The following is a 19439-nucleotide window of genomic DNA, read 5'->3' as shown; positions in this document are numbered from 1 at the left end:
GCAACCTTTTTTGCTTTGTAAACTTAAAACAGTCCAAATAACTTTTTTCGTTTTGGTTCTTGATTAATAGTATTGGTTTTACTATTCAATTTTTTCAACTCATCCATAATATGATCAAGTTTATTCTCTAATTCTTGGTTTTTATGACGCTCCGCTTCAAGTTCATGTCTGAAAAATCGATTGCTTTGACGCTCCGTTTCAAGCTCTTCTCGAAAACTTATAAATTCTGCTTTCATACTTTCAAAATGCTTTTGAATTTCTAGCGATACGATTTGTAGTGCGTGTTGTTCCTCTCGCCCTTCAACCATTGATACAGCAACTTCTTTAGCCGCTACACTCTGTAACAGCTTCGCCTGCTGTGTCATCAACACAGCAACAGCATGACTTAAAGAAACTTTAGTTTTCTCTCTAATTTCTTTCAGTGTGTTAAACATGGTCACATCATCAGTGTGATATAGTCTTGTGTCACCATCTTTATTGAACCGATATCCCTGTTTTTCTAACTCTAAGCTATACTTTCTAATAGTACTTTCAGCTAAATTGGTGATATGGGAGACATCTATTGTTTTTAAATGCACTTCACCCACAACATCGCGTTTCTCCTCCATATAATCCCCTCCACTATGGGTATGCTACACTTGCAATATAGTTTTATTGTACTAATTCCTTACGGAAATTCATATAAGACTTTGCATTTTTTTAGTAATGGTCATATGCAACGATTTTCTTACGGATGTTTACGTGAAATCGTTGCAATATATGTATACCAGATTCCTAGTAAAAAATTAGGGAAATCGTTCGTCGGATTGATCTATGAAACTTTGATATTCCACCCATAATTAAAAAAATATTAAACTACATCGAATATAATTTGAAAATTTTGTCCAAACTTGTAATCAAATTATACAAGTTTAGGAGAGATGGAGAATGTTTTTTAAAGATAACAAAACACCCTTAAAAAAATGGCTAGATCGTCACGGAATAGAGCAACAAAAAATTGCCCGTGCTTCTGATATTTCTCTGCCAACAATTACAAAAGCTTGTCGTGACAAAACGTATATACCCACACCAATCATAATGAAAAAATTATTAAAAGCCATTCGGAAAGTGGATCCCTCCGCACAATCTCAAGACTTCTGGAAAATGTAAAAAAGCACAAGAAACTATTGTCTTGTGCTTTACATTCTTATTTGAGTAGCCACCAGCATTGATTTGTGATCTTATTCAAAGCATCTGCAATTGCTTCTAGACGTTCCAATTCTTCTTGTGTGTATTCTTGCTCATATAACTCGCGATAATCCGTAGTAATACGTTCTAGTGTGAGATACAGCCAATACGCTATCTCATGCGGTCCAATTTGATGCTCTCTAAATGTGATATTTAGTTCAGTCATTAAATGTTTCAAATGCATTCACTCCTTTATAATTGTTTTTTCGCGCATCCTACTTGTATAGAAATAGCATTTGGTTTTGGTAGTACCTGTTCAAGAAAATGTGGAATAGATACTGCTTGAAAAATCCGGAATTTTGAACTGGATATAGGATAAGGTGAATCAGTGATGATAAGGAGGGAAGGAAATACGGTAGTTCGTTTGGGTTGCCAGGGTTCTTTTTGCCATTCCATACTAGCAAAATAAGATTCATAGCGTTTTATCTTTGCTTGCATGACTGCTTTACTGTAGATTGAATTTTGCACTTCAATAAAGAATGGACTTTTCCGCCAAATGGTAAATATGTCTGGCTCCATATACCCTTTTTCATATTTTGGTTCTACCTGGAACACTTTTGGTCTTTCAACTTGTAGTAACTGTTTGTATACATCTACAATCGCTAAGAAATGCCTGATTTTTTGACTACCTTTGCGTATAGGACTTGGATAGGGAAAATAAACATACGGACGTTGGGACGTGTCTACATCGGTATACCCTTCACGACAAAGACGCTTCATGACCGTATTGCAACAAGTTACAGCATTTTTTACTTTCTTAAAATGAAGATCAATAATATCATCCCGCAACATACAACGAAATTGCTGTAAATGGCTGATAATCTGTTTGTCTCTATTCGTTAACATCATCTAACACCCCAAATACAGCTTCTTGTCTATGCTCTTCTAACTCCTTATTCATAGCATCTTGTTCTTTTGGTATACGATAGGGTTCTATGATCTCCTTCGCTTTACTTAATTCTAGAAAAGGAGCTTGCACCTTTTGTAATCCATTTAGTTTTAGAATCATTTGTCCAGATTGCTCCAAATTTTCAGATCCTGGCGTACCCATGATATTACTGTTTATAGAATCCGCACATTTAAAGCCCATTCTTACCGTCATATTGAGCTTTAATTTGCCATCTAACACTTTAGCATCCGGACGTTGCATACTCAGCATAAGAAAAATACCAAGCGATCGGCCAACTGCGGATATTTTTTCTATGATGGTGGTACATTCTTGCTCATCCTGAAGCATTGCCACTTCATCAATCGCAATTAATATATAGGGGATTTGTTCATTTGCGGTTATTTCATTGTATTCATCAATATGACCCACTTCATATTCTTCCATCAATTTTCTTCTATGCAGCACCTCTTTCCAGAGCTTTTTCAACATTGCTGTCATTTCCATTTCTTCCATACAAACATCTTTCACATGTTTCACTCTTCGTAAAAAATGAAATTCAGAGTTTTTTAAGTCACCTAAGTACAAATGTAATTTATCAGGAGACATGTTTTGAATGAATGTGGACAGAACAACACGGACCATACTACTTTTACCGCTTCCCGTTTCTCCTGCAATTAATAAATGTGGTGTGTTTGAATCAATCATGTCATACACAATCATATTACCGAACTGGTCCCGACCTACCACAACAGGAAGGCGACATTCTTTTAATAACGGCATCCATTGCTTATATCGGTACGTAAATTGCTTTAACCCCGCATCGGAAAAGAATACATGAAGTACAAATTTTTTCACACTACCTTTAATCATGAGATTCTTCCCGAGAATTTGCTGGAAGCAAAACCATTTCTTTTGAATTTGCGTTGGATCCACTCCATTCGGCAATGTAAAAGTGTACCGCACACTTTCTTTTTGTTCTAAGATGTCATGGATTTTAGGAAAAATCGGAACCTTGCCTCCTCTTGTAACATGCTCATCATATAGCTTCGCTTTTCGAAACACTGTTTCTAATTGATGTTTATACTTTCTTTTTTGTAACCACTCTTTCAAGTACATCGCCCCCTATAACATCATCAAAATACGAATGAATACATAGCCAATGAATCCAATTCCACCTATCCGTACACCGTAATACAGCCCTTCTGAAACAAGTTTTGCCGGAAACATATGATCATTACGTATCAAGTATTTTTCTAATAAAACAGCTCCAATCGTAAGCCCCCCTAATACGCCAAGTGCAAGATACGTTTGAACAAGTGGCTGTGACATATGGAAGAATGTAAGTGGACTGATAGGACCTATACTGTATATCTTTGTTTGTTTTTTCTTCTTATAGGACTGATTCATGAAGGATTGGAAAGAAATTGTCTCTTTTCGCTTAAACATATTTTTCCCTCCTAGAAAAACAAAATCGTTAATAATTGTTGTATCCAGTCCAGTGCAAAGTAAATACAATCCAAAACCATGTGAGAGGTATTTTTGATTAGCTCAAATGCATCAACAGGTACGTTTGTTAGGAAGTTCGCAAGTTCATCTGGTAATTTCCGTATTTCTCGTGCGGTACTATTCAATGGTTCTGTCACATACCAACTCATCCATCTGTACAAAAAATCCGTCGTATCCGTTGTACTCATCTCATTTTGATTAAGCGCATCCCATTGACACATGAACTCGTTCGTCGAACTCCTACACCATTCAGATATTTCTTGGCTATTCCTAAATTGCGGGCTCGGAATTTGATTCCATCCTTTCATTAGATCATTCTTCAAATAGAATTTTATTTGATTACCAATAACCTCATAAGAATTTTCCATTGTCACTTCCCCTTATTTGTTATCTAGATGTTGACAGGCTTCCGAACAATACTTCTTTCCGTAATACTCCCAATACATCCAAAGCGACAAAAAACAATGACAATACTCACACGTTTCTTTTACTGCCATTTTGTTTTCCAACGAATTCCCCCTTTATAAACAAAAACCAAAAATGCATATATACATAGTGAAAACAACGATTTCGTTTGATAGTACTATCATGATAGATTCTTTGGTTATGAACTTGGTATTCACTTTGATAATTACCTTGGTAAAGAATATTCGTTGTTGATTGTTTGATATACGTTGTCACGTGTTGTCTTTTTAAATAAACCTTGCTATCGTCCCCCCAATCTATAAAGTTTAATGATACAATATAAAAGAAAAGTTTATTCAATTCAGAAAATTAGAGAGGGGAAAACAGGTATGTCACTTTTACAGCAACATTTCGAAGAAAGACGTGAATATATTTTTAATCGTTTAAAACAACCACAATATGTGGATAAGAGCATTGAAAAAATTAGGCAAGCTCAAAAAGAAATCAAACATACAATCCGCGCAATTAAGGATCTGTTTCTTCTGGATAGAACCACAGATTCTTGTTTACCGGATATAGCTCAAGTTTCTCTTCAACACATTATCAACTCCGATTCATTTGAAAATATAAAAACTCTCGTTCCTTCATCTGTTAGAAAATTAGATGATGAAAAGCGAGCAAATATATTAGATGAGACACTCAGTATTGTAAATAAAGTTTCGAATTTAGAACGTACTGTCTTCGTTATGATGTTTAACTCAAAAGAACAACTCCTTATGGATTTTTACAAAAAAAAGCGTAGATCACAGACAGATCTTCATTTTGATGTTGCGGATAAAGAAGGATTTGACCAGGAGTTTTATCAAACACGTATTGAGGAATTGCGGAATGATATTCGTATGGTAGCATTTAAAAAATTCTGTTCTAATGAACCAAAGCCAGATGATTTAGAATCCTTTAAAGAACGTTATGAAACGGCCATATTGCCAAAAGTACAAGAGATTGTTTCTCTCATTGAACCAAGTCTCATAGGGTTAGATGTATTTTTGAACCCAGTGATTGGATACGGTACGAATCAAACTACATTAGATGAAATGGTAAAACAATTAAGTAAAAACCTTTCTTTACTTCATAAATTATCAAAAACCGAGTATTGTCCAACCGTTGAAATGACTGTAAAAGAATATGCTTTTTTAGAAGCCATGAACGATTCTAAAAAAATAAAGGAGTTGCAACCATCTAAATGATTAATATTCAAGAAGATTTGTATCAGCAAGCAATAGAGACAAAGAAAGAAGTCATGATCATTCTAATAAACGGTTTCAGAATACCTGGGCAAATTATTGCAGTAGATAAGTTCACCGTTTTAATTTCAAACAACGAGAAACAACAATTAATATATAAACAGGCTGTCTCAACGGTTATTTCATAATAAATTCATATTCATATATATATTGCATGAATGCATCTGTTTGTTATAACATAAAAAAGGGAATTGAGTGGTCCAAGACTCAATTCCTAGTAGTGGCAGCTCATTTGTCAACAGAATACCTGGTAAAGGAATCCTGCTTTAGGTAGGGGTCTTTTACTGTGCTTTGAGCATGAAATGTAGCACTGTATATGCCATTTTTCGTGCGGAACACCCTCTTTTAACGAATTCCCCGAAAGAATTCGTTAAAAATAAAATTAAAGACCGCTGGTCTGACATGAATTTACTGGATTTAGTAAAAGAAACAGATTTTCATACAGAGTTTACAAAACAACTTAAAACAACAGCGAATCGGGAGATATTAGATAGAGAAACTGTTCAAAGACGACTTCTTCTTAGTTTATTTGGTTTAGGTACCAATACAGGTTTGAAAGCCGTATCGACTGGTAGTCATAAGGATAGTTATCGCGAACTACGCTATATTCGGCAAAAATTTATACATAAAGATCATTTACGCAAAGCAAATGCAATTGTAACAAACTATATTATCTCTCATCGAATGCAAGAAGTATGGGGTTCAGCTACAACAGCTTGTGCATCAGATTCAAAAAAATTTGGTACATGGGATCAAAATTTACTTACCGAATGGCATCCTCGTTATAAGGGGCGTGGCATTATGATTTATTGGCATACAGATCGAAAATCTGTATGTATTTATTCTCAGGTTAAATCTTGTCTATCATCTGAAGTCGCTTCTATGATGGAGGGGGTTCTCCGTCATTGTACAGACATGGAAGTTGACCGTAATTATGTGGATACACATGGGCAAAGTATTGTTGCTTTTGCTTTTTGTCATTTACTTGGTTTTAAACTGATGCCACGTTTTAAAAATATCGGTTCTCAAAAGTTATATCGGCCGGAAACAGGCATGAATGAAGCGTATCCTCAACTACAAGATGTTTTAAGTAGACCAATTAACTTGGATCTCATTCGTCAACAATATGAACAGATTATTAAGTTTACAACTGCTTTACGGTTAGGAACAGCTGCTGCTGAATCAATTTTAAAAAGATTTACTAGAGATACACAACATCCAACTTATCAAGCAATCTGTGAATTAGGAAAAGCAATGAAAACGATTTTCTTGTGTGATTATTTACATTTTGAAGAAATCCGTCGAGAAATTCATGAAGGTCTAAACACCGTTGAACATTGGAATTCCGTTAATAACTATATATTTTATGGAAAAAACAGCGAAATTCGTTCTAATTCTTTAGAAGACCAAGAAATATCCGCACTATCACTTCAATTATTACAAAACTGTTTGGTATTTATGAATACATTAATGGTTCAAGAAGTCCTGTATGACAATAATAAATATTTACTTAACAAAATGACTCCTGAAGATTTCCGAGGGTTAACACCATTATTTTATAATCATATTAATCCATACGGTACTTTTAAATTAAATATGGATCAACGAATCCCTATTAAACTGAAAATAGCATAAATTTTTTATGCGATCCTTTTCAATTAAAAATTACTTTTCGTTTTTCAGTCAAATATTCACAAGTGTATCCCAATAGAGTCAAACTAATTGAAGCAAATAGTTTTGGGTTTTTAAAAGATATCCCATACAAAATAAAGTAGGAAATTTTCATTTTAGAAAAGTAATATAAATACAGAACTTCTATTTTTTAAAGATGCTGCGGTTCGATATGATAATCGTTCATCTAAGCTAAATAAATAGAAAAAACAAAAAAGCTCAAAAACAGAGGTTTCTGGGCTTTTTTATAACGTGACTTCTATTAAAAAAATCGCATATATGGTAACTATCAATACCTATTAATATATCTACTTATAAATGCTTTCTTCAAGAAAAGTTCTCTGCATTTTTGTAAAAATCTTCAGCTTCCTTTCGAATTGCACTCCAATTTTCAAATGCTAATTCAAGTTCTAGAGCAGCAATAATAGCAGGAATACTTACTAAATCTTCATTCAAATCCGCCCCTAATTCTTTTAAATCATAAGAGATAGCACTCCATATTAAATGGATTTTTCGAATTACAGGCAGAATATATGCTTCAGAAGGAATTACATTCCGGATACTCCTTAATAAATATATGTCTGTGTAAGCTATAACCTCATATTCACGATTATTATACATCGGTACTCTAAAAAGCGTATCTTGACAATTTTGATGAGTCTCTTTACAATCTCCAATTACTGTATAAAAATCGGATATATATGTGAGCATAGTTTGAGACTCTAAGTGGTATCTTAGGGCATGCTCGGATAAATCTTTACATACATTTATAAATTTAGATTTAGTATTAGGAGACAAATGCCCCTTTTGTGCTTCCAGGAGAACTTGGTTTAGGTCAGCATAATGCTTAATACAGATCAAATCGGCGTATCTTACAATATTTTGAGCGAGAGAAATAATTCCTACACGTCCCCCAGCACCCCAAAATACAGAAGCTTCTTTCACCTTTGTAGTCATTTCTATGCTTGTTGTTAATACTCGAGTATATGAACTACCTCTATTTCTAAGATCAAACAAACTCTGTTTTAATGTTCCATTTTTTACACGATTTATAGCATCTATAATACTATCTATATTTGTTGGTAAAGAAACACATTGATTTATATAATTAGAAAAAGCTCTCCATTCTTCTACTGAAAGGAGAGCTTTTACCTCCCAATTCATGTGCTGAAAAGGCTGCATAATTCATATAAACCCCTCACTATACATTTTTGATTAATGAATCATCTTATTTTAGAAATTCATCTGTACATTTTTAATTAAATTAGGGATTTTTTCTTGTAATTTGTAACGAGAGAACCCGCTAATTCCATTCTGATTTTTGTCACGGTCCATCCTGTACTTTAATTGTCTAAGTTGTAAAAGGGTTTGGAATAAAGTAATCGTAAGCAAATTCTTCAGCTATCGTGCCATCAGTAATAATTGTTGAACCTACATAGCTAAAACCTCGATTAAAGGGTTCTGTATTAAATTGAAACTTTTTATTTTTATAATCATCATAATAATGGCCCGAATTCGTAATCCGTATTTGTACTTTAGAAGTAGAGTCAACTCCATCTAACCAAATTCGCATTAATTTAAGCCGAACACGATACTCGTTTTCAAAAAATGAATCCTTTAGGTTGATTTCCCAAGAAGCTTCTCTCATCTCCTTCAGGATATGGCTACGATTCGTTTTTTTTGGCCACTTGCAAAAAAACTTGTAAATATATGATAAGACAATGACTTTAAAGTAATTAGATTTGAAGTTTTCTAGAAAATTTTCTTGAAATGTGTTCCGTAAACTGATTTTTAGCAATATTTACAGGTGTTCTGTAAACAAATCTTGTTTAATTCATCTCAAAAAGTTAACGGAAATCTAATTCTGTTAATTAAAATAATGAGTGGAACAAAAAAGTAGTAATCGTTGTCGTGCCCCTATTAAAATATCTACTTATAAATGCTTTCTTCAAGAAAAGTTCTCTGCATTTTTGTGAAAATCTTCAGCTTCCTGACGAATTACACTCCAATTTTCAAATGCTAATTCAAGCTCTAGAGCAGCAATAATATCAGGAAGACTAACTAAATCCTCACTCATGTTCTCCCCTAATTCTTTTAAATCATAAGAGATAGCACTCCATATTAGATGGATTTTTCGAATTACAGGTAAAATCTTTGTTTCAGAAGGAATTACGCTGCTAATTGCACCTAATAAAAAAGTTCCCGTATTATGTACAACGGCATATTCAAGATGATCTCTTATTGCTATGCGTGGAATCAGATTTAGGCAACTTTGATGTGTATCTTTACAATCTCCAATTACTGTATAAAAATCAGATAGATATGTCAGCATCGTTTGAGAATCTAGATGATATCTTAGGGCGTGTTTAGATAAATCCTTACATACATTTATAAACTTAGTTTTAGTACTTGGAGACATATTTCCATTATGTGCTTCCAATAGAACTTGATTAAGATCATCACGGTGTTTAATACAAATCAGATCTGCATAAGCTACAATATTTTGAGCGAGAGCAATTATTGCTGCACGTCCTCCAGTGCCCCAAAATCCAGAGGCTTCTTTTACCCTAGTAGTCATTTCTGTACCTTTTAATAGGTTCTGGTGCAAAAATAGTGGGGTATGAAAAAAGCAAAAGATTCCTAGCGGAATTGAACTTTATGCTGTTAAACCAAAGAGATCATTGATAAGATATATCTGCCTTTGGACAGACTTCTCCCCTTGGAGAGTTTGTCCTTTTTTGACCATATGCATAGCTTCTATTCCAGCAATCATTTTTTTAGCTGTTTGCAATGATTTCAATCCAAGCATATTCCAAATACGTTTTTTGATAAACCTGTGGTCTTGTTCAATGATATTGTTTAAATATTTTTTCACACGAAGTGGCGTACTGTGTGGTATACACTTTTCTTTTTTTAGTTCACGTATCGCAACAGGATAGGCTTTATCTCCATCAGCAGTTATCGAACGAGGTTTTGTGGCATGACAAGAAGCCAAGGCTTTCTTTAGAAAACACTTGGCAGCCTTCGCATCTCGTTTACGACTTAAATAAAAATCAATTGTGTTTCCTTCGGAATCGATCGCACGATATAAATACATTTTCTCCCCTTTAATCTTGATGTATGTTTCATCAACTCTCCAAGAATCATTCGTGGCTTTCAAATGTTTTCGAACTCGCTCATTTAATTCTGGTCCATATTGATGAACCCAACGCATAATGGTTGTATGGGCCACGGATAAACCTCGTTCCTCCATCATTTCTACTAAATCACGAAAACTTAAGTTGTACCGCAGGTACCAACGTACCGTTAATAAAATAATATCTGGTTGATAATGTTTCCACTTAAATAAGTTTTCTTTTTCCATACTGATCACACACCTTTTAAAGTAGTAGTACCAGTATGGCCAAGCTTGAAAAAAACATTTCAAGCATTTTGGGATTTTTGCACCAGAACCTTTTAATCTCCTTTTCCAATTGACGCTCAGAACGAATACCATAAAAATATCCAATAAACATCATCTTAAATAAAACGATAGGATGGATGGAAGGACGTCCATTGTTTTCACAGTAATAAGGGCGTAACTTCTCCTCAATAAAATCAAAACTGATTGTCGCTTCAATCGTACGAAGGAAGTGATCTTGTGGAACCAACTCTTCTACAGAAACAGATACACGCTCATCACGATGATTTTTTAAAGCACCCATCATAAAAAATCTCTCCTTTTCCTCTTTTTTATCAGTGTTGACACATAAAAAGAGGTTCAGACACAAAAACAGGCTGTGAAGAAGACTTTCTCCACAGCCTGAAGACTATTCGTTATTAATAATGAATAGTCTTTTTTTACTTACAAAATAAAATCCTACTTTAACATTTACTAATACCTACTCAATTTTACTTTGGAGTTAAAGTTAAAAAATTGCATTACAAAATTATCTACGAATTTTATTTAAACACATAAAACAAAAACTAAACATCAATATGGTGATATATGCAAAATTACATAAAATTACATAAAATTACATGGAATATCCTTAGAGCCTGTTTATAGTCTTATCTTTTTATTAAAATAGCGAGAAATCCTAGGACAACCATTTGTTTACTTGTTTCTAGTTTTCTCTCTACATTTTTGAACAATCGTCTGTATTTTTCTAACCAAGCAAATGAGCGCTCTACGATCCATCTTTTAGGGATCACTTGAAATTGATGCAATTCGGACCGCTTGGCAACTTGTACTTCAGCATTCAATAGCTTTTGAATTTCTTTTTGAAACTTTTCTCCTGTGTACCCACCATCCGTGAGGATGGCTTCTATGGTTTCTTTCAATTCAGGATATTGCTCGTACATTTCGAGTGCGCCTTTTCGATCTGTGACATTGGCAGTGGTAACATGGATTGCATGGGGAAATCCAAGAATATCTACACTGATATGTCGTTTAATACCAGAAACTTTCTTACCACCATCATAACCTTTTTGTTCAGCCGTATCTGCATTCTTAACACTTTGGGCATCGACAATATTAAAGCTAGAGCTTTTGGGGCGATTCACTGCTTCCCTTATTTGCCCAACAATTTTTTAATAAGGTCTCTAATAGACTACTACCTTCGGCATTGGATTTACTCCATTTTGCATAGTAGCGGTAAACATTTTGCCATTTGGGATAATCTTTTGGTAAAGCACGCCACTGGCAGCCTGTACTCAGAACATAGAGTAGTGCATTGAACACATCATAAAGGTCATACTTTCGCGGACTTGTGCGTTTGCTAAACGTTTCTAGTTCCTCACGAATGATCTCGAATTTTTCACGGCTGATATCACTTGGATAAGACATACACTCATCTCCTGTTTTTGCATACATCCTAACATATTTATAAGACTATAAACAGGCTCTTAAATAATATCATTGAACAAGATCATCGGTTTATTAAAAAACATATTCGGAATAAGCTTGGATTGAAATCTTTGCAAACAGCTAAAAAAATGATTGCTGGGATAGAAGTTATGCATATGATCAAAAAAGGACAAACTCTCCAAGAGAAGAAGTCTGTCCAAAAACAGATATATCCTATCCATGATCTTTTCGGTTTAACATCGTAAAGTTCAATTTCGCTAGGAATCTTTTGTTCTTTTTTCAATATCCAACTATTTTTGCACCAGAACCCAAATCTATGACCTGTTTTTACACGTATCTCGGTCGAACCCCAATATGAATTCCTCTCTATCATTTGTTTCGCTAGTTAACCTTTTAAAATAACAAAAAGCTCCTTTCATCAAATGTGAAAGGAGCTTTCATATTTTGAAAAATATTATGTAAGTACAATTATTATACAGATTTTTTTAATCAAACGTTTGTTTAAAGTTCTTTATTCATAGGCAGAGTATGATTTTGTTGTAACAATTGAGTAGTATTCCAAATTTAGATACATTACCATGTGGCCATTCACTTTTCTATTTATACATATAAAATTCTTTATATCGTTCAAACTTCGATTTTTTTGTTTGTGGTGGTATGATGGGGGACTTTACTGATTTAGACGGCGCTACTTGCTTTGGCATTTGTAATACACCACGCTTCTTGAGCTCTCTATACAAATGGCTCACATTGCATCCTACTTCTTTTGCAATAGTTGGATATTCTTTTCCTTGATTAAATAATTGTACTGCTTGTTTACATTTTTCATCCCATTTTTCTTCTGGCGTTTGTACTTTTTGGGATCGTTTTTTAGCTGTATTTTTTTCTAGTTTGATACACTCTCTTTCTATTTTGCACTGTTCGGCACAATCTGTTTCTGTATTTTCCTCACACTTATTTTGCTTCTCCTGTAAGCGTATCATTTGTACTTTTTTCGCAACTACCCTCATGTTGCATTCACCTCATTTTAATTGATATATTTACACTCCACGTTGATTGAGCTGTTTACGTAAACTACTCGCATGACATCCTAATTGGTTTGCAATTTTTTGATAGGTATATCCTTTACTTCTTAACACGAGCGCCTGTTGACAAATAGAATACCACTTTAGTTTTACTTTCCGTTTCGAGTCCTTTTCATCAAAAATCAATCCTGTTCCTAATTGATATATTTCTTTTCCAATTTTACAATCGTCAATACAATATGTTCGTACCCCATTATAGTGCTTGCACCCCGTGCAATGTTGGTCCTGCAAATCTAAAATACGAATTCTCGTTTCTCTTTTATTCATAATTCCTATCTCCTCAGTATAATCGTTATTTTTATTATACTAAATGTGATAGCGCTTTCGAAGAACAGTAGATTACATTTATCCCATTTGGCTCAGTCTATCCTTTTTGGAACCTACGCCCAAACAATCCTACATTTTTTCTCATCAAAACGAGTTGTTTCGTCTGAATTTTCAGGATTAATTTCCGTACAAATGTTGGCAATGTGTTAAAATAAGAAATGAAAAAGAGTAGGGATTCAAAAGAAGCCAATTTGGATAGAAATTGGCTTCCTTCTTGATGATGACTAAAACAAAATTTTCTTTAAATCTTTATTAGGAGTAAGTTTTAAAGAGATATTCATCTTGGTTCTAGTTTTACATAATTGGAATCTACAGTAAATTGATATTATGGATTCTGAACATTCGGAACTTTAATTCTCTCTATACTCATCAACAAACAATGTGTTTTTTGTTCTTAGCAAAATCAAGAGAAATGAAGCCTATATCCCTTACCATTTCCTGCAACAAAGCAGATGTGGTAAGGGATTTTCATGTTTATTCCATTGTAACAACTATCTACGATTTAAATTTTTTTATATAAGATGATAAAAGAAGCATCCAAAATCGAAAATTTTCTCAATCTCTGGAAAAGAGATGTGAATTTACTAAACTATGACATTTTTCAAAATGATAAAAACTTTACATGCAGGGGTCACCATACATGCCCATCAACTTAAGGATGGATACAAAATTAACTTTTGTTCAATTGAACTAAAATCTCCCAAAATGGGGACAAGTTATTAAAAATAAGCACACGAAATAAACCCTAACGGGTTTCATTTTTTTCTTATGCAGCTTTCTTTTGCTTGCTACATCCACTATACTCATAGATAACACCCATGATATCAAAGACAGTTTTCTTCTCATATCGATGAGATTTCCGCCCGTTTTTCTCTAGAAGGTGGAACAGGCGGATCAGAAGCTTTGTTATCTCTTGGGTGCTTTTCCCTATGGCTTGATAGAGGAGAAACAGATGATCTTGGATCATTCCAATCGCTTTATATTCACTTAATTCTTTTTGCTTCTTTTGTAACACAAGTTGGCGCATTTTAAACATCGTAGAAGAACATAAAAAAATAGCGATGAGTTTCCCGTATAAATGGCACTCTATTCTTTCTTGTTTGACGGTACGACAATGATTAATATCAAACAATGATTTCCACGTTTTAAAAACAATTTCTATCTGCCAACGCAATGTATATAATTCATGTACTTGTTCCATCGGAACCCATTCCCAAGGTGCATTTGTCACATATACATTTAATCCCGCTGCTAATTTACTTTTATCTGAATAGGTTTTGTGTTTTGACTTTTCTTTTTCTGCAATTTTCTCTAGACGTTTTTTTAATTGTGCCTCTGTTAAACGATGAAAAATGAGACGTGAAAATAGCTGCTGTTTATCCCCAATATAAGCTTGCTGATATTCTATCGTTTCGCCTGGTTGGAGTTGATTCAAAATCTGTATGACATTGATTTGTATGTATTCTGATTGTTTTTTAATGGAACCATTTTTAAAATATTCCGGATTTGGATTTTTTACATATACGTTCGTATTTAACTTTAACCTCGAAATATAATACGTACCACGTTGATCCATTTGATCTAAATCCTCTAATGAAAAATACCCTAAATCACGAATACATAAATCGCCTGGCCGTAACGTATCTAAACATTCTGTTCCGAATGTTTTATCATTATTTTTTCCAGGTCCCACTTGAAAATTAAGAAATTGCCCACTATGTAAATCATATTCTAATTGAATTTTGATCCCAGCTGTTTGAGCGCAGCCACCTGAACCAGGATATATATGTTCCAAAGTATGGGGTACTTGAAACATAGTGGCATCCATGATGCGAATGCGTTTAAAATGAGCAAAAAGTTGGTTAGAAATGTGAGTCTGCTCACAGATTTTTTGTTGTAACAATAACGAAAAGACATGCTTTAAAAATAACACTGATTTTGCAGTAAATCGTTTATTTAAGCCCTCTGGGCTGAGTAAAGTACCTGTAGCTGCATGAAGTCTACTACATAATCGGACTAAAGGATCACTGGCCACCCGTTGGCTAATCCAAATACAAATGGTAGCTAAATCTGATCCTGAAAACTTGCGTTTTCGCTTTATAAACTTAATCTCTCTTGCTAGTTCTTCCAAAAATCCAGGTGTGATATAGCGCTGTAATTCTTCTGCAAATGGTTGTAACTCCTCTTGAATCGAGAGATTCATAAAAAACGTCACCCTTTCTCATAGATTATTAAGAAAGAATAACGTTTTTTTGTACTTGGGGGTAGTAAAAAGTCTTAAGTTGATGGGCATGGGGTCACCATATCAAAAAAAGAAAATTGTACGTTTAGACACAATTCGGACACAAATTAAGATGTTTGGTGTACGTTAAGACTATTTTCCGACTAAATAGGGACTATTTGGCACTGGAAAGTCGGTGTTTTCTAAAATATCAACGGGAATATTACTTCCACTAATGAGAAAAAAGCGATCGTAGTTTGTAAAGGTATACCTTTACGAACTGCTAGATTTATTCTTTGCTTAAGAGACACATGACCGTAAAAAAAAATTGTACGCTAAGGAAGCTTTTCACATGAAAAAGATGATTTTTTTATATTGGGTTTCTTTACCCTAACTAGAAATTATTTATCAATATCTATCTATATAAGTTGAATTAAAAGATTACAATCGAATGCATAATCGATCGATCACTTTTTCAGGTGTGCGATTTAATTCCTGAATAAAAGCCTGTACATTTTTTTGAATTTCATAAATCGATGAATAAAAAACATTATGAATGATGTCTGATTTGAGCCATTTCCATACCCCTTCAATTAAATTTAAATCGGGACTGTAGGGAGGTAAAAACACTAATTCTAAGCGATGACAGTGTTTCCTTAAAAGTGGTTGGATGAGCTTCGCATGATGAATACGCGCATTATCTAGAATAAGAGCTATTTTCCCGTTGGGATACAGTTCAAGTACATGCTGAAGAAAACGAAGAAATGCTTCGGCATCATACCGCTCCTCTTCTACACAAACTAACTCACCTGTTTCATAATTAAGTGTACCAATAAGTTTAACACCTTGGTGTTTCCCATAAGTAGGAATACTGCGTTGTTTTCCTTTTAAAAACCATGTATGCTGCAGTGCTTGGTAATCGCGGATCATGGACTCATCTTGAAACAGAAGATGGTCAATCTCCTCGTTTAAAAGTTTTTTTTTTATAGGCGGGGAAGGTAACTTCCCTAAACTCTTGTTGTTTCACCGGGTCTGCTTTCGCTAATGTATACGTCGGTTTTGTGTAACTAAGCCCTAAATCATGTAAAAGTCGAGACACCCCGCGAAGTGTGTAACTTACGTTCCATTCTCTTTTAATGAAAGAAGCGATAATGGATAAAGTCCAATTATGTTTAGCTGGAAATCCAACATCAACGGGTAGATGAGATGCAATCACTTGAACTAACTCCTGTTCTTGTTCAGGGGCTAATTTACGTGGTGCTCCTGTTGATTGTCCCATGAGTAAGCCATGCAATCCTTTTTCTTTGTAAGCATTCACATAATTATAGATTGTTTTTTCAGAACGACCAATCATGTTCATTATTTCTTTTATAGAAAAGCCTTGTACATAGAAATAGATCGTTTGATAACGTTCATACATTCGTTTCGTTTTAGTCGTTTTCATTGCTACAAGTAGGCTTTCTTTTTCGTTTTGGTGTACATGTGTCATTTTGCTCCGCTCCATTTGTCAATATATGTTACTTATTATATTTCGACAAACAGTAGCTGTAACCTTTTAATTCAACTTATATAGGAAGAAATTTGGAGGTATTTGTAAAAAGAAAACGAATGTTTATAATTGCTAGATAAAAAAATGTAGGAGGATGTTAAAATGGAAAAAACAATGATGGTAGGTACAACAAATATGATGATGTCTATGGAAAAAATGATGTGTGAAATGAAGTGTATGAAGATGATGATGAACAACATGATGCACATGAATGTAAACATGGATAAAGCTATGATTAATACAATGCATGAATGTGATGAAATGATGACTTCTACTATGTCTATGATGAAAGCTATGAAAGAGAAATGCTGTTAAAACATATTGGTATTTCATTCAGTATGGCACATGGTCTTCTATATGGTTTTTAGCTGTCATATATGAATGTACATTTGCATTTTATTTCTTAGAAGACGGGTCAATATTGACCCGTCTTCTAAGAAATGAAAAAATAAAAGAGGAAATAAAAAAAGAACGGTTCTATTGGCATAGCCCGTCCTTTTAAAAGGGAATAATGACAGTTATTCTTCTTTATTATACCTAAAAATACTGAAAATTCAATCTATGTAACATTGAGAAAATGGAACAAAAAAATAATCAAATAGATCAAAAAAAGCAGAAATCAATTCCTGACAGGAAAGATAAACAAGGTTGGAAATATCCAGCTAAAATGAAATAATAAATTGAAAAGTTGATCCATACAGTTATATAATAAAAATACATCTTTTTGAAATTCAGTCGAGGAAGTTTGGGAATTAAGTATAATCATGTCCCTAACTATCTATTATCTACTACCATATTGCACATGAAATACAAAAGGAAGTGCTATGTACATGATTTTCTTATATCGATTTGATTTAAAGGAGAATGGAATCGATTTTGTTTTAAATGAACAAATAGCTGCGGATATGATTCCAGTATATGAAGAAAAGTTACGACCATTGGTAGCATCTTTAGCTGAAACGCTATGTTTATATCGTTCACTGAGTAAATATCCGACCATTTTAACGGGCGAAATACTAGATAATGGTGAAATAGAAGTGATGTTAAGTGAAGGATTAGGGCAATATATAGATGCATATACAAAGAAACAAATTATTTTTGAAAGTGGAAAATGTATTGCGGATATCTTAATGCAAGTCATGGATTATCATACGAGTACAACATTGAAAAGAACTCATTGATGAGATAGACTGCTATAAAAGAAAGAAGTTAATTATTTTACTTATATTTCCATATAAAAAGAATAAAATGGTATACCCTTACTCCCTTCTTTTAATAGCAAGTAACTGTATACAAACAAATAGCCAAAACCACAAACTGTGTTTTTGGTCAACCACTTCTTGTATAGGAGTCTACTGATAAAAAGACCGTAGAGCATGATACATACGAAAAACTCCCAAACTTGTTATACAAATCAGGGAGCGGAAGGTAGTACAGTATCGGTTACGCTAAGTATAGCATAGACGGCTTCATTTGCGTTATCACTTTTCTGAATATTCATTTTCAAATATTGCTTCTTCAGGTTCAGATGGTCCTGAAGAAGCATCTAGCCTTTTGAAAAAGTGTACCGTACACTTTACTTGTCTAAAATATTGCGTATTTCCGATATATCCATATTCGTAAATTTCGCAATATCTTCTATATCCATGCCGTTTTTATGCATACCCTGGATTAGTTGGATTTTTCCTTCTTCTATACCAACCTCACGAGCATGTGCTAATTTCGCTTGTTCATCAAATAATACTTTTTCCCGCGCTTCATATGCTAAACGGAAAGAACTACTCTGACTCATATTTTCCCATTTGTGGATTGCCTTCTGTAACATAGGGTCTTGTTTCATGGCGATATCCTCCAGCGTGTGGGTTAAATGTTCATCTTCATGTGCTGGTAACAAGAGTAACCAACGAGCAAATTCATTTTCCCACGGATTAATTTTTTCTTCTCTCCATTGCTGTAGCAATTTTGGAATTTCAATGAAATGAATTTCTAAATCATCGAGTAACACTTCCTTGTGCTGTTGACTCCAAAACTGTCCGACTGTATGCATATCTTCATAATGAGGAAAAAGATGAAAATCTAATAAGTTAATCGCAATCGTTTTCCGTAAAGAACGGTAGGGCATCCATTGCTCTAATTGAGATGTATACAATTTACTCCAATAATAAAGGGAACGTTTTACTATCTCTTGTGTATTTTGCAACTGGATTTCCACATTTACCTTGGTCTCATCTTGAAGTGTCGCTAATATATCTAGTATGGATAATTTATCCTCTTCATATTTTTTATGTAAATGTGGGTCTTCAATTTTTAAGGATACAATCGGTGTAGATAAAGATTCATGTAAGATTGCATTAAAAAAAGAATTAACCGTAATAAACTGTTCCATGTTTAATTTGAACAAGTTGA

20 protein-coding genes and 5 pseudogenes are annotated in these 19439 nt (G+C 33.9%); 7 read left to right on the top strand and 18 right to left on the bottom strand.

The window, feature by feature from the left end; translation table 11 throughout:
* Window positions 1-23: 23 nt before the first annotated feature.
* Window positions 24-608, bottom strand: coding sequence for a hypothetical protein (locus ACP6L7_RS34650; RefSeq protein WP_430529798.1), 585 nt, complete (start codon window positions 606-608; stop codon window positions 24-26).
* A gap of 319 nt (window positions 609-927) precedes the next feature.
* On the opposite strand from ACP6L7_RS34650, the gene ACP6L7_RS34645 reads away from it, so the two are divergent.
* Window positions 928-1149 carry a helix-turn-helix domain-containing protein gene (locus ACP6L7_RS34645; RefSeq protein WP_430529797.1) on the top strand — a complete coding sequence of 74 codons (222 nt, stop codon included), beginning with the start codon at window positions 928-930 and terminating at the stop codon, window positions 1147-1149.
* Window positions 1150-1186: 37 nt separating this feature from the next.
* Here the strand turns inward: ACP6L7_RS34645 and ACP6L7_RS34640 are convergent, their stop codons facing one another.
* The 6 genes from ACP6L7_RS34640 to ACP6L7_RS34615 are packed head-to-tail and all read right to left on the bottom strand — an operon-like array spanning window position 1187 to window position 4131.
* The gene (locus tag ACP6L7_RS34640) at window positions 1187-1405 is read right to left on the bottom strand and encodes a hypothetical protein (RefSeq protein ID WP_430529796.1); all 219 of its coding nucleotides are present in this window, start codon (window positions 1403-1405) and stop codon (window positions 1187-1189) included.
* Between the two features lie 14 nt (window positions 1406-1419).
* Window positions 1420-2076 (bottom strand): replication-relaxation family protein, encoded by a 657-nt coding sequence (locus ACP6L7_RS34635; protein WP_430529795.1) that lies wholly within the window; start codon window positions 2074-2076, stop codon window positions 1420-1422.
* Window positions 2060-3226 carry an FtsK/SpoIIIE domain-containing protein gene (locus ACP6L7_RS34630; protein WP_430529192.1) on the bottom strand — a complete coding sequence of 389 codons (1167 nt, stop codon included), beginning with the start codon at window positions 3224-3226 and terminating at the stop codon, window positions 2060-2062. Before ACP6L7_RS34630 ends, ACP6L7_RS34635 begins: the two co-directional genes overlap by 17 nt.
* Window positions 3227-3238: 12 nt before the next feature.
* Complete coding sequence (locus tag ACP6L7_RS34625) at window positions 3239-3562, bottom strand: hypothetical protein (RefSeq protein ID WP_430529193.1); 324 nt, start codon at window positions 3560-3562, stop codon at window positions 3239-3241.
* Between the two features lie 11 nt (window positions 3563-3573).
* Complete coding sequence (locus ACP6L7_RS34620) at window positions 3574-3990, bottom strand: hypothetical protein (RefSeq protein WP_430529194.1); 417 nt, start codon at window positions 3988-3990, stop codon at window positions 3574-3576.
* A gap of 12 nt (window positions 3991-4002) precedes the next feature.
* Entirely contained in the window at window positions 4003-4131 is a 129-nt protein-coding gene (locus ACP6L7_RS34615; protein WP_430529195.1) for a hypothetical protein, read from the bottom strand.
* A gap of 285 nt (window positions 4132-4416) precedes the next feature.
* Between ACP6L7_RS34615 and ACP6L7_RS34610 the strand changes: the two genes are divergently transcribed.
* From ACP6L7_RS34610 to ACP6L7_RS34600, 3 genes and pseudogenes are all read left to right on the top strand, one after another.
* The gene (locus tag ACP6L7_RS34610) at window positions 4417-5274 is read left to right on the top strand and encodes a hypothetical protein (RefSeq protein ID WP_430529794.1); all 858 of its coding nucleotides are present in this window, start codon (window positions 4417-4419) and stop codon (window positions 5272-5274) included.
* Window positions 5271-5459, top strand: a complete 189-nt coding sequence (hfq, locus tag ACP6L7_RS34605; RefSeq protein ID WP_430529793.1) for an RNA chaperone Hfq — start codon at window positions 5271-5273, stop codon at window positions 5457-5459. Before ACP6L7_RS34610 ends, hfq begins: the two co-directional genes overlap by 4 nt.
* Window positions 5460-5700: 241 nt before the next feature.
* Window positions 5701-6966 (top strand): annotated as a pseudogene (locus ACP6L7_RS34600) (transposase); the annotation flags it as partial.
* A 363-nt stretch (window positions 6967-7329) separates the two neighbouring features.
* Here ACP6L7_RS34600 and ACP6L7_RS34595 read toward each other — a convergent pair.
* The 6 genes and pseudogenes from ACP6L7_RS34595 to ACP6L7_RS34570 all read right to left on the bottom strand — a co-directional run bounded on the left by ACP6L7_RS34595 (window position 7330) and on the right by ACP6L7_RS34570 (window position 11830).
* Complete coding sequence (locus ACP6L7_RS34595; RefSeq protein WP_430529792.1) at window positions 7330-8184, bottom strand: hypothetical protein; 855 nt, start codon at window positions 8182-8184, stop codon at window positions 7330-7332.
* Window positions 8185-8261: 77 nt separating this feature from the next.
* Window positions 8262-8662 (bottom strand): annotated as a pseudogene (locus ACP6L7_RS34590) (hypothetical protein); the annotation flags it as partial.
* Window positions 8663-8950: 288 nt separating this feature from the next.
* Window positions 8951-9580 carry a hypothetical protein gene (locus ACP6L7_RS34585; protein WP_430529791.1) on the bottom strand — a complete coding sequence of 210 codons (630 nt, stop codon included), beginning with the start codon at window positions 9578-9580 and terminating at the stop codon, window positions 8951-8953.
* A gap of 78 nt (window positions 9581-9658) precedes the next feature.
* Window positions 9659-10366 carry an IS6 family transposase gene (locus ACP6L7_RS34580; protein WP_430529790.1) on the bottom strand — a complete coding sequence of 236 codons (708 nt, stop codon included), beginning with the start codon at window positions 10364-10366 and terminating at the stop codon, window positions 9659-9661.
* Window positions 10367-10457: 91 nt separating this feature from the next.
* Window positions 10458-10709: pseudogene (locus ACP6L7_RS34575) on the bottom strand (transposase); the annotation flags it as partial.
* A 343-nt stretch (window positions 10710-11052) separates the two neighbouring features.
* Window positions 11053-11830, bottom strand: a protein-coding gene (locus ACP6L7_RS34570; RefSeq protein ID WP_430529017.1) for an IS5 family transposase whose coding sequence is annotated in 2 segments (ribosomal slippage) — window positions 11053-11569 and window positions 11568-11830 — 780 coding nt in all. Because the reading frame shifts where the segments join, the coding sequence is not laid out codon by codon here.
* A gap of 53 nt (window positions 11831-11883) precedes the next feature.
* Between ACP6L7_RS34570 and ACP6L7_RS34565 the strand changes: the two are divergent.
* Window positions 11884-12096, top strand: a pseudogene (locus ACP6L7_RS34565) (DDE-type integrase/transposase/recombinase); the annotation flags it as partial.
* Between the two features lie 351 nt (window positions 12097-12447).
* On the opposite strand, the gene ACP6L7_RS34560 reads toward ACP6L7_RS34565, so the two are convergent.
* From ACP6L7_RS34560 to ACP6L7_RS34545, 4 genes and pseudogenes are all read right to left on the bottom strand, one after another.
* Entirely contained in the window at window positions 12448-12861 is a 414-nt protein-coding gene (locus tag ACP6L7_RS34560; protein WP_430529789.1) for a hypothetical protein, read from the bottom strand.
* Window positions 12862-12891: 30 nt separating this feature from the next.
* Entirely contained in the window at window positions 12892-13203 is a 312-nt protein-coding gene (locus ACP6L7_RS34555; protein ID WP_430529788.1) for a zinc-finger domain-containing protein, read from the bottom strand.
* Window positions 13204-14029: 826 nt separating this feature from the next.
* A complete protein-coding gene (locus tag ACP6L7_RS34550; protein ID WP_430529099.1) occupies window positions 14030-15466 on the bottom strand; it encodes an IS4 family transposase in 1437 nt (478 codons plus the stop codon).
* A 459-nt stretch (window positions 15467-15925) separates the two neighbouring features.
* Window positions 15926-16973 (bottom strand): annotated as a pseudogene (locus tag ACP6L7_RS34545) (IS630 family transposase).
* Window positions 16974-17135: 162 nt separating this feature from the next.
* On the opposite strand from ACP6L7_RS34545, the gene ACP6L7_RS34540 reads away from it, so the two are divergent.
* Together ACP6L7_RS34540 and ACP6L7_RS34535 are read left to right on the top strand one after the other, a co-directional pair.
* Complete coding sequence (locus ACP6L7_RS34540) at window positions 17136-17348, top strand: hypothetical protein (protein ID WP_219304107.1); 213 nt, start codon at window positions 17136-17138, stop codon at window positions 17346-17348.
* Window positions 17349-17863: 515 nt separating this feature from the next.
* Window positions 17864-18214: a hypothetical protein gene (locus ACP6L7_RS34535; protein WP_430529787.1), complete on the top strand. Its 351-nt coding sequence runs from the start codon at window positions 17864-17866 to the stop codon at window positions 18212-18214.
* Between the two features lie 395 nt (window positions 18215-18609).
* Here ACP6L7_RS34535 and ACP6L7_RS34530 read toward each other — a convergent pair whose 3' ends face one another.
* The gene (locus ACP6L7_RS34530; RefSeq protein WP_430529844.1) at window positions 18610-19419 is read right to left on the bottom strand and encodes an Rpn family recombination-promoting nuclease/putative transposase; all 810 of its coding nucleotides are present in this window, start codon (window positions 19417-19419) and stop codon (window positions 18610-18612) included.
* Between the last annotated feature and the right edge of the window lie 20 nt (window positions 19420-19439).

Source organism: Bacillus silvicola (assembly GCF_050524305.1).
GTDB classification, from domain to species: Bacteria; Bacillota; Bacilli; order Bacillales; family Bacillaceae_G; genus Bacillus_A; species Bacillus_A cereus_AT.
This window is presented reverse-complemented; position numbering and strand designations above follow the sequence as displayed.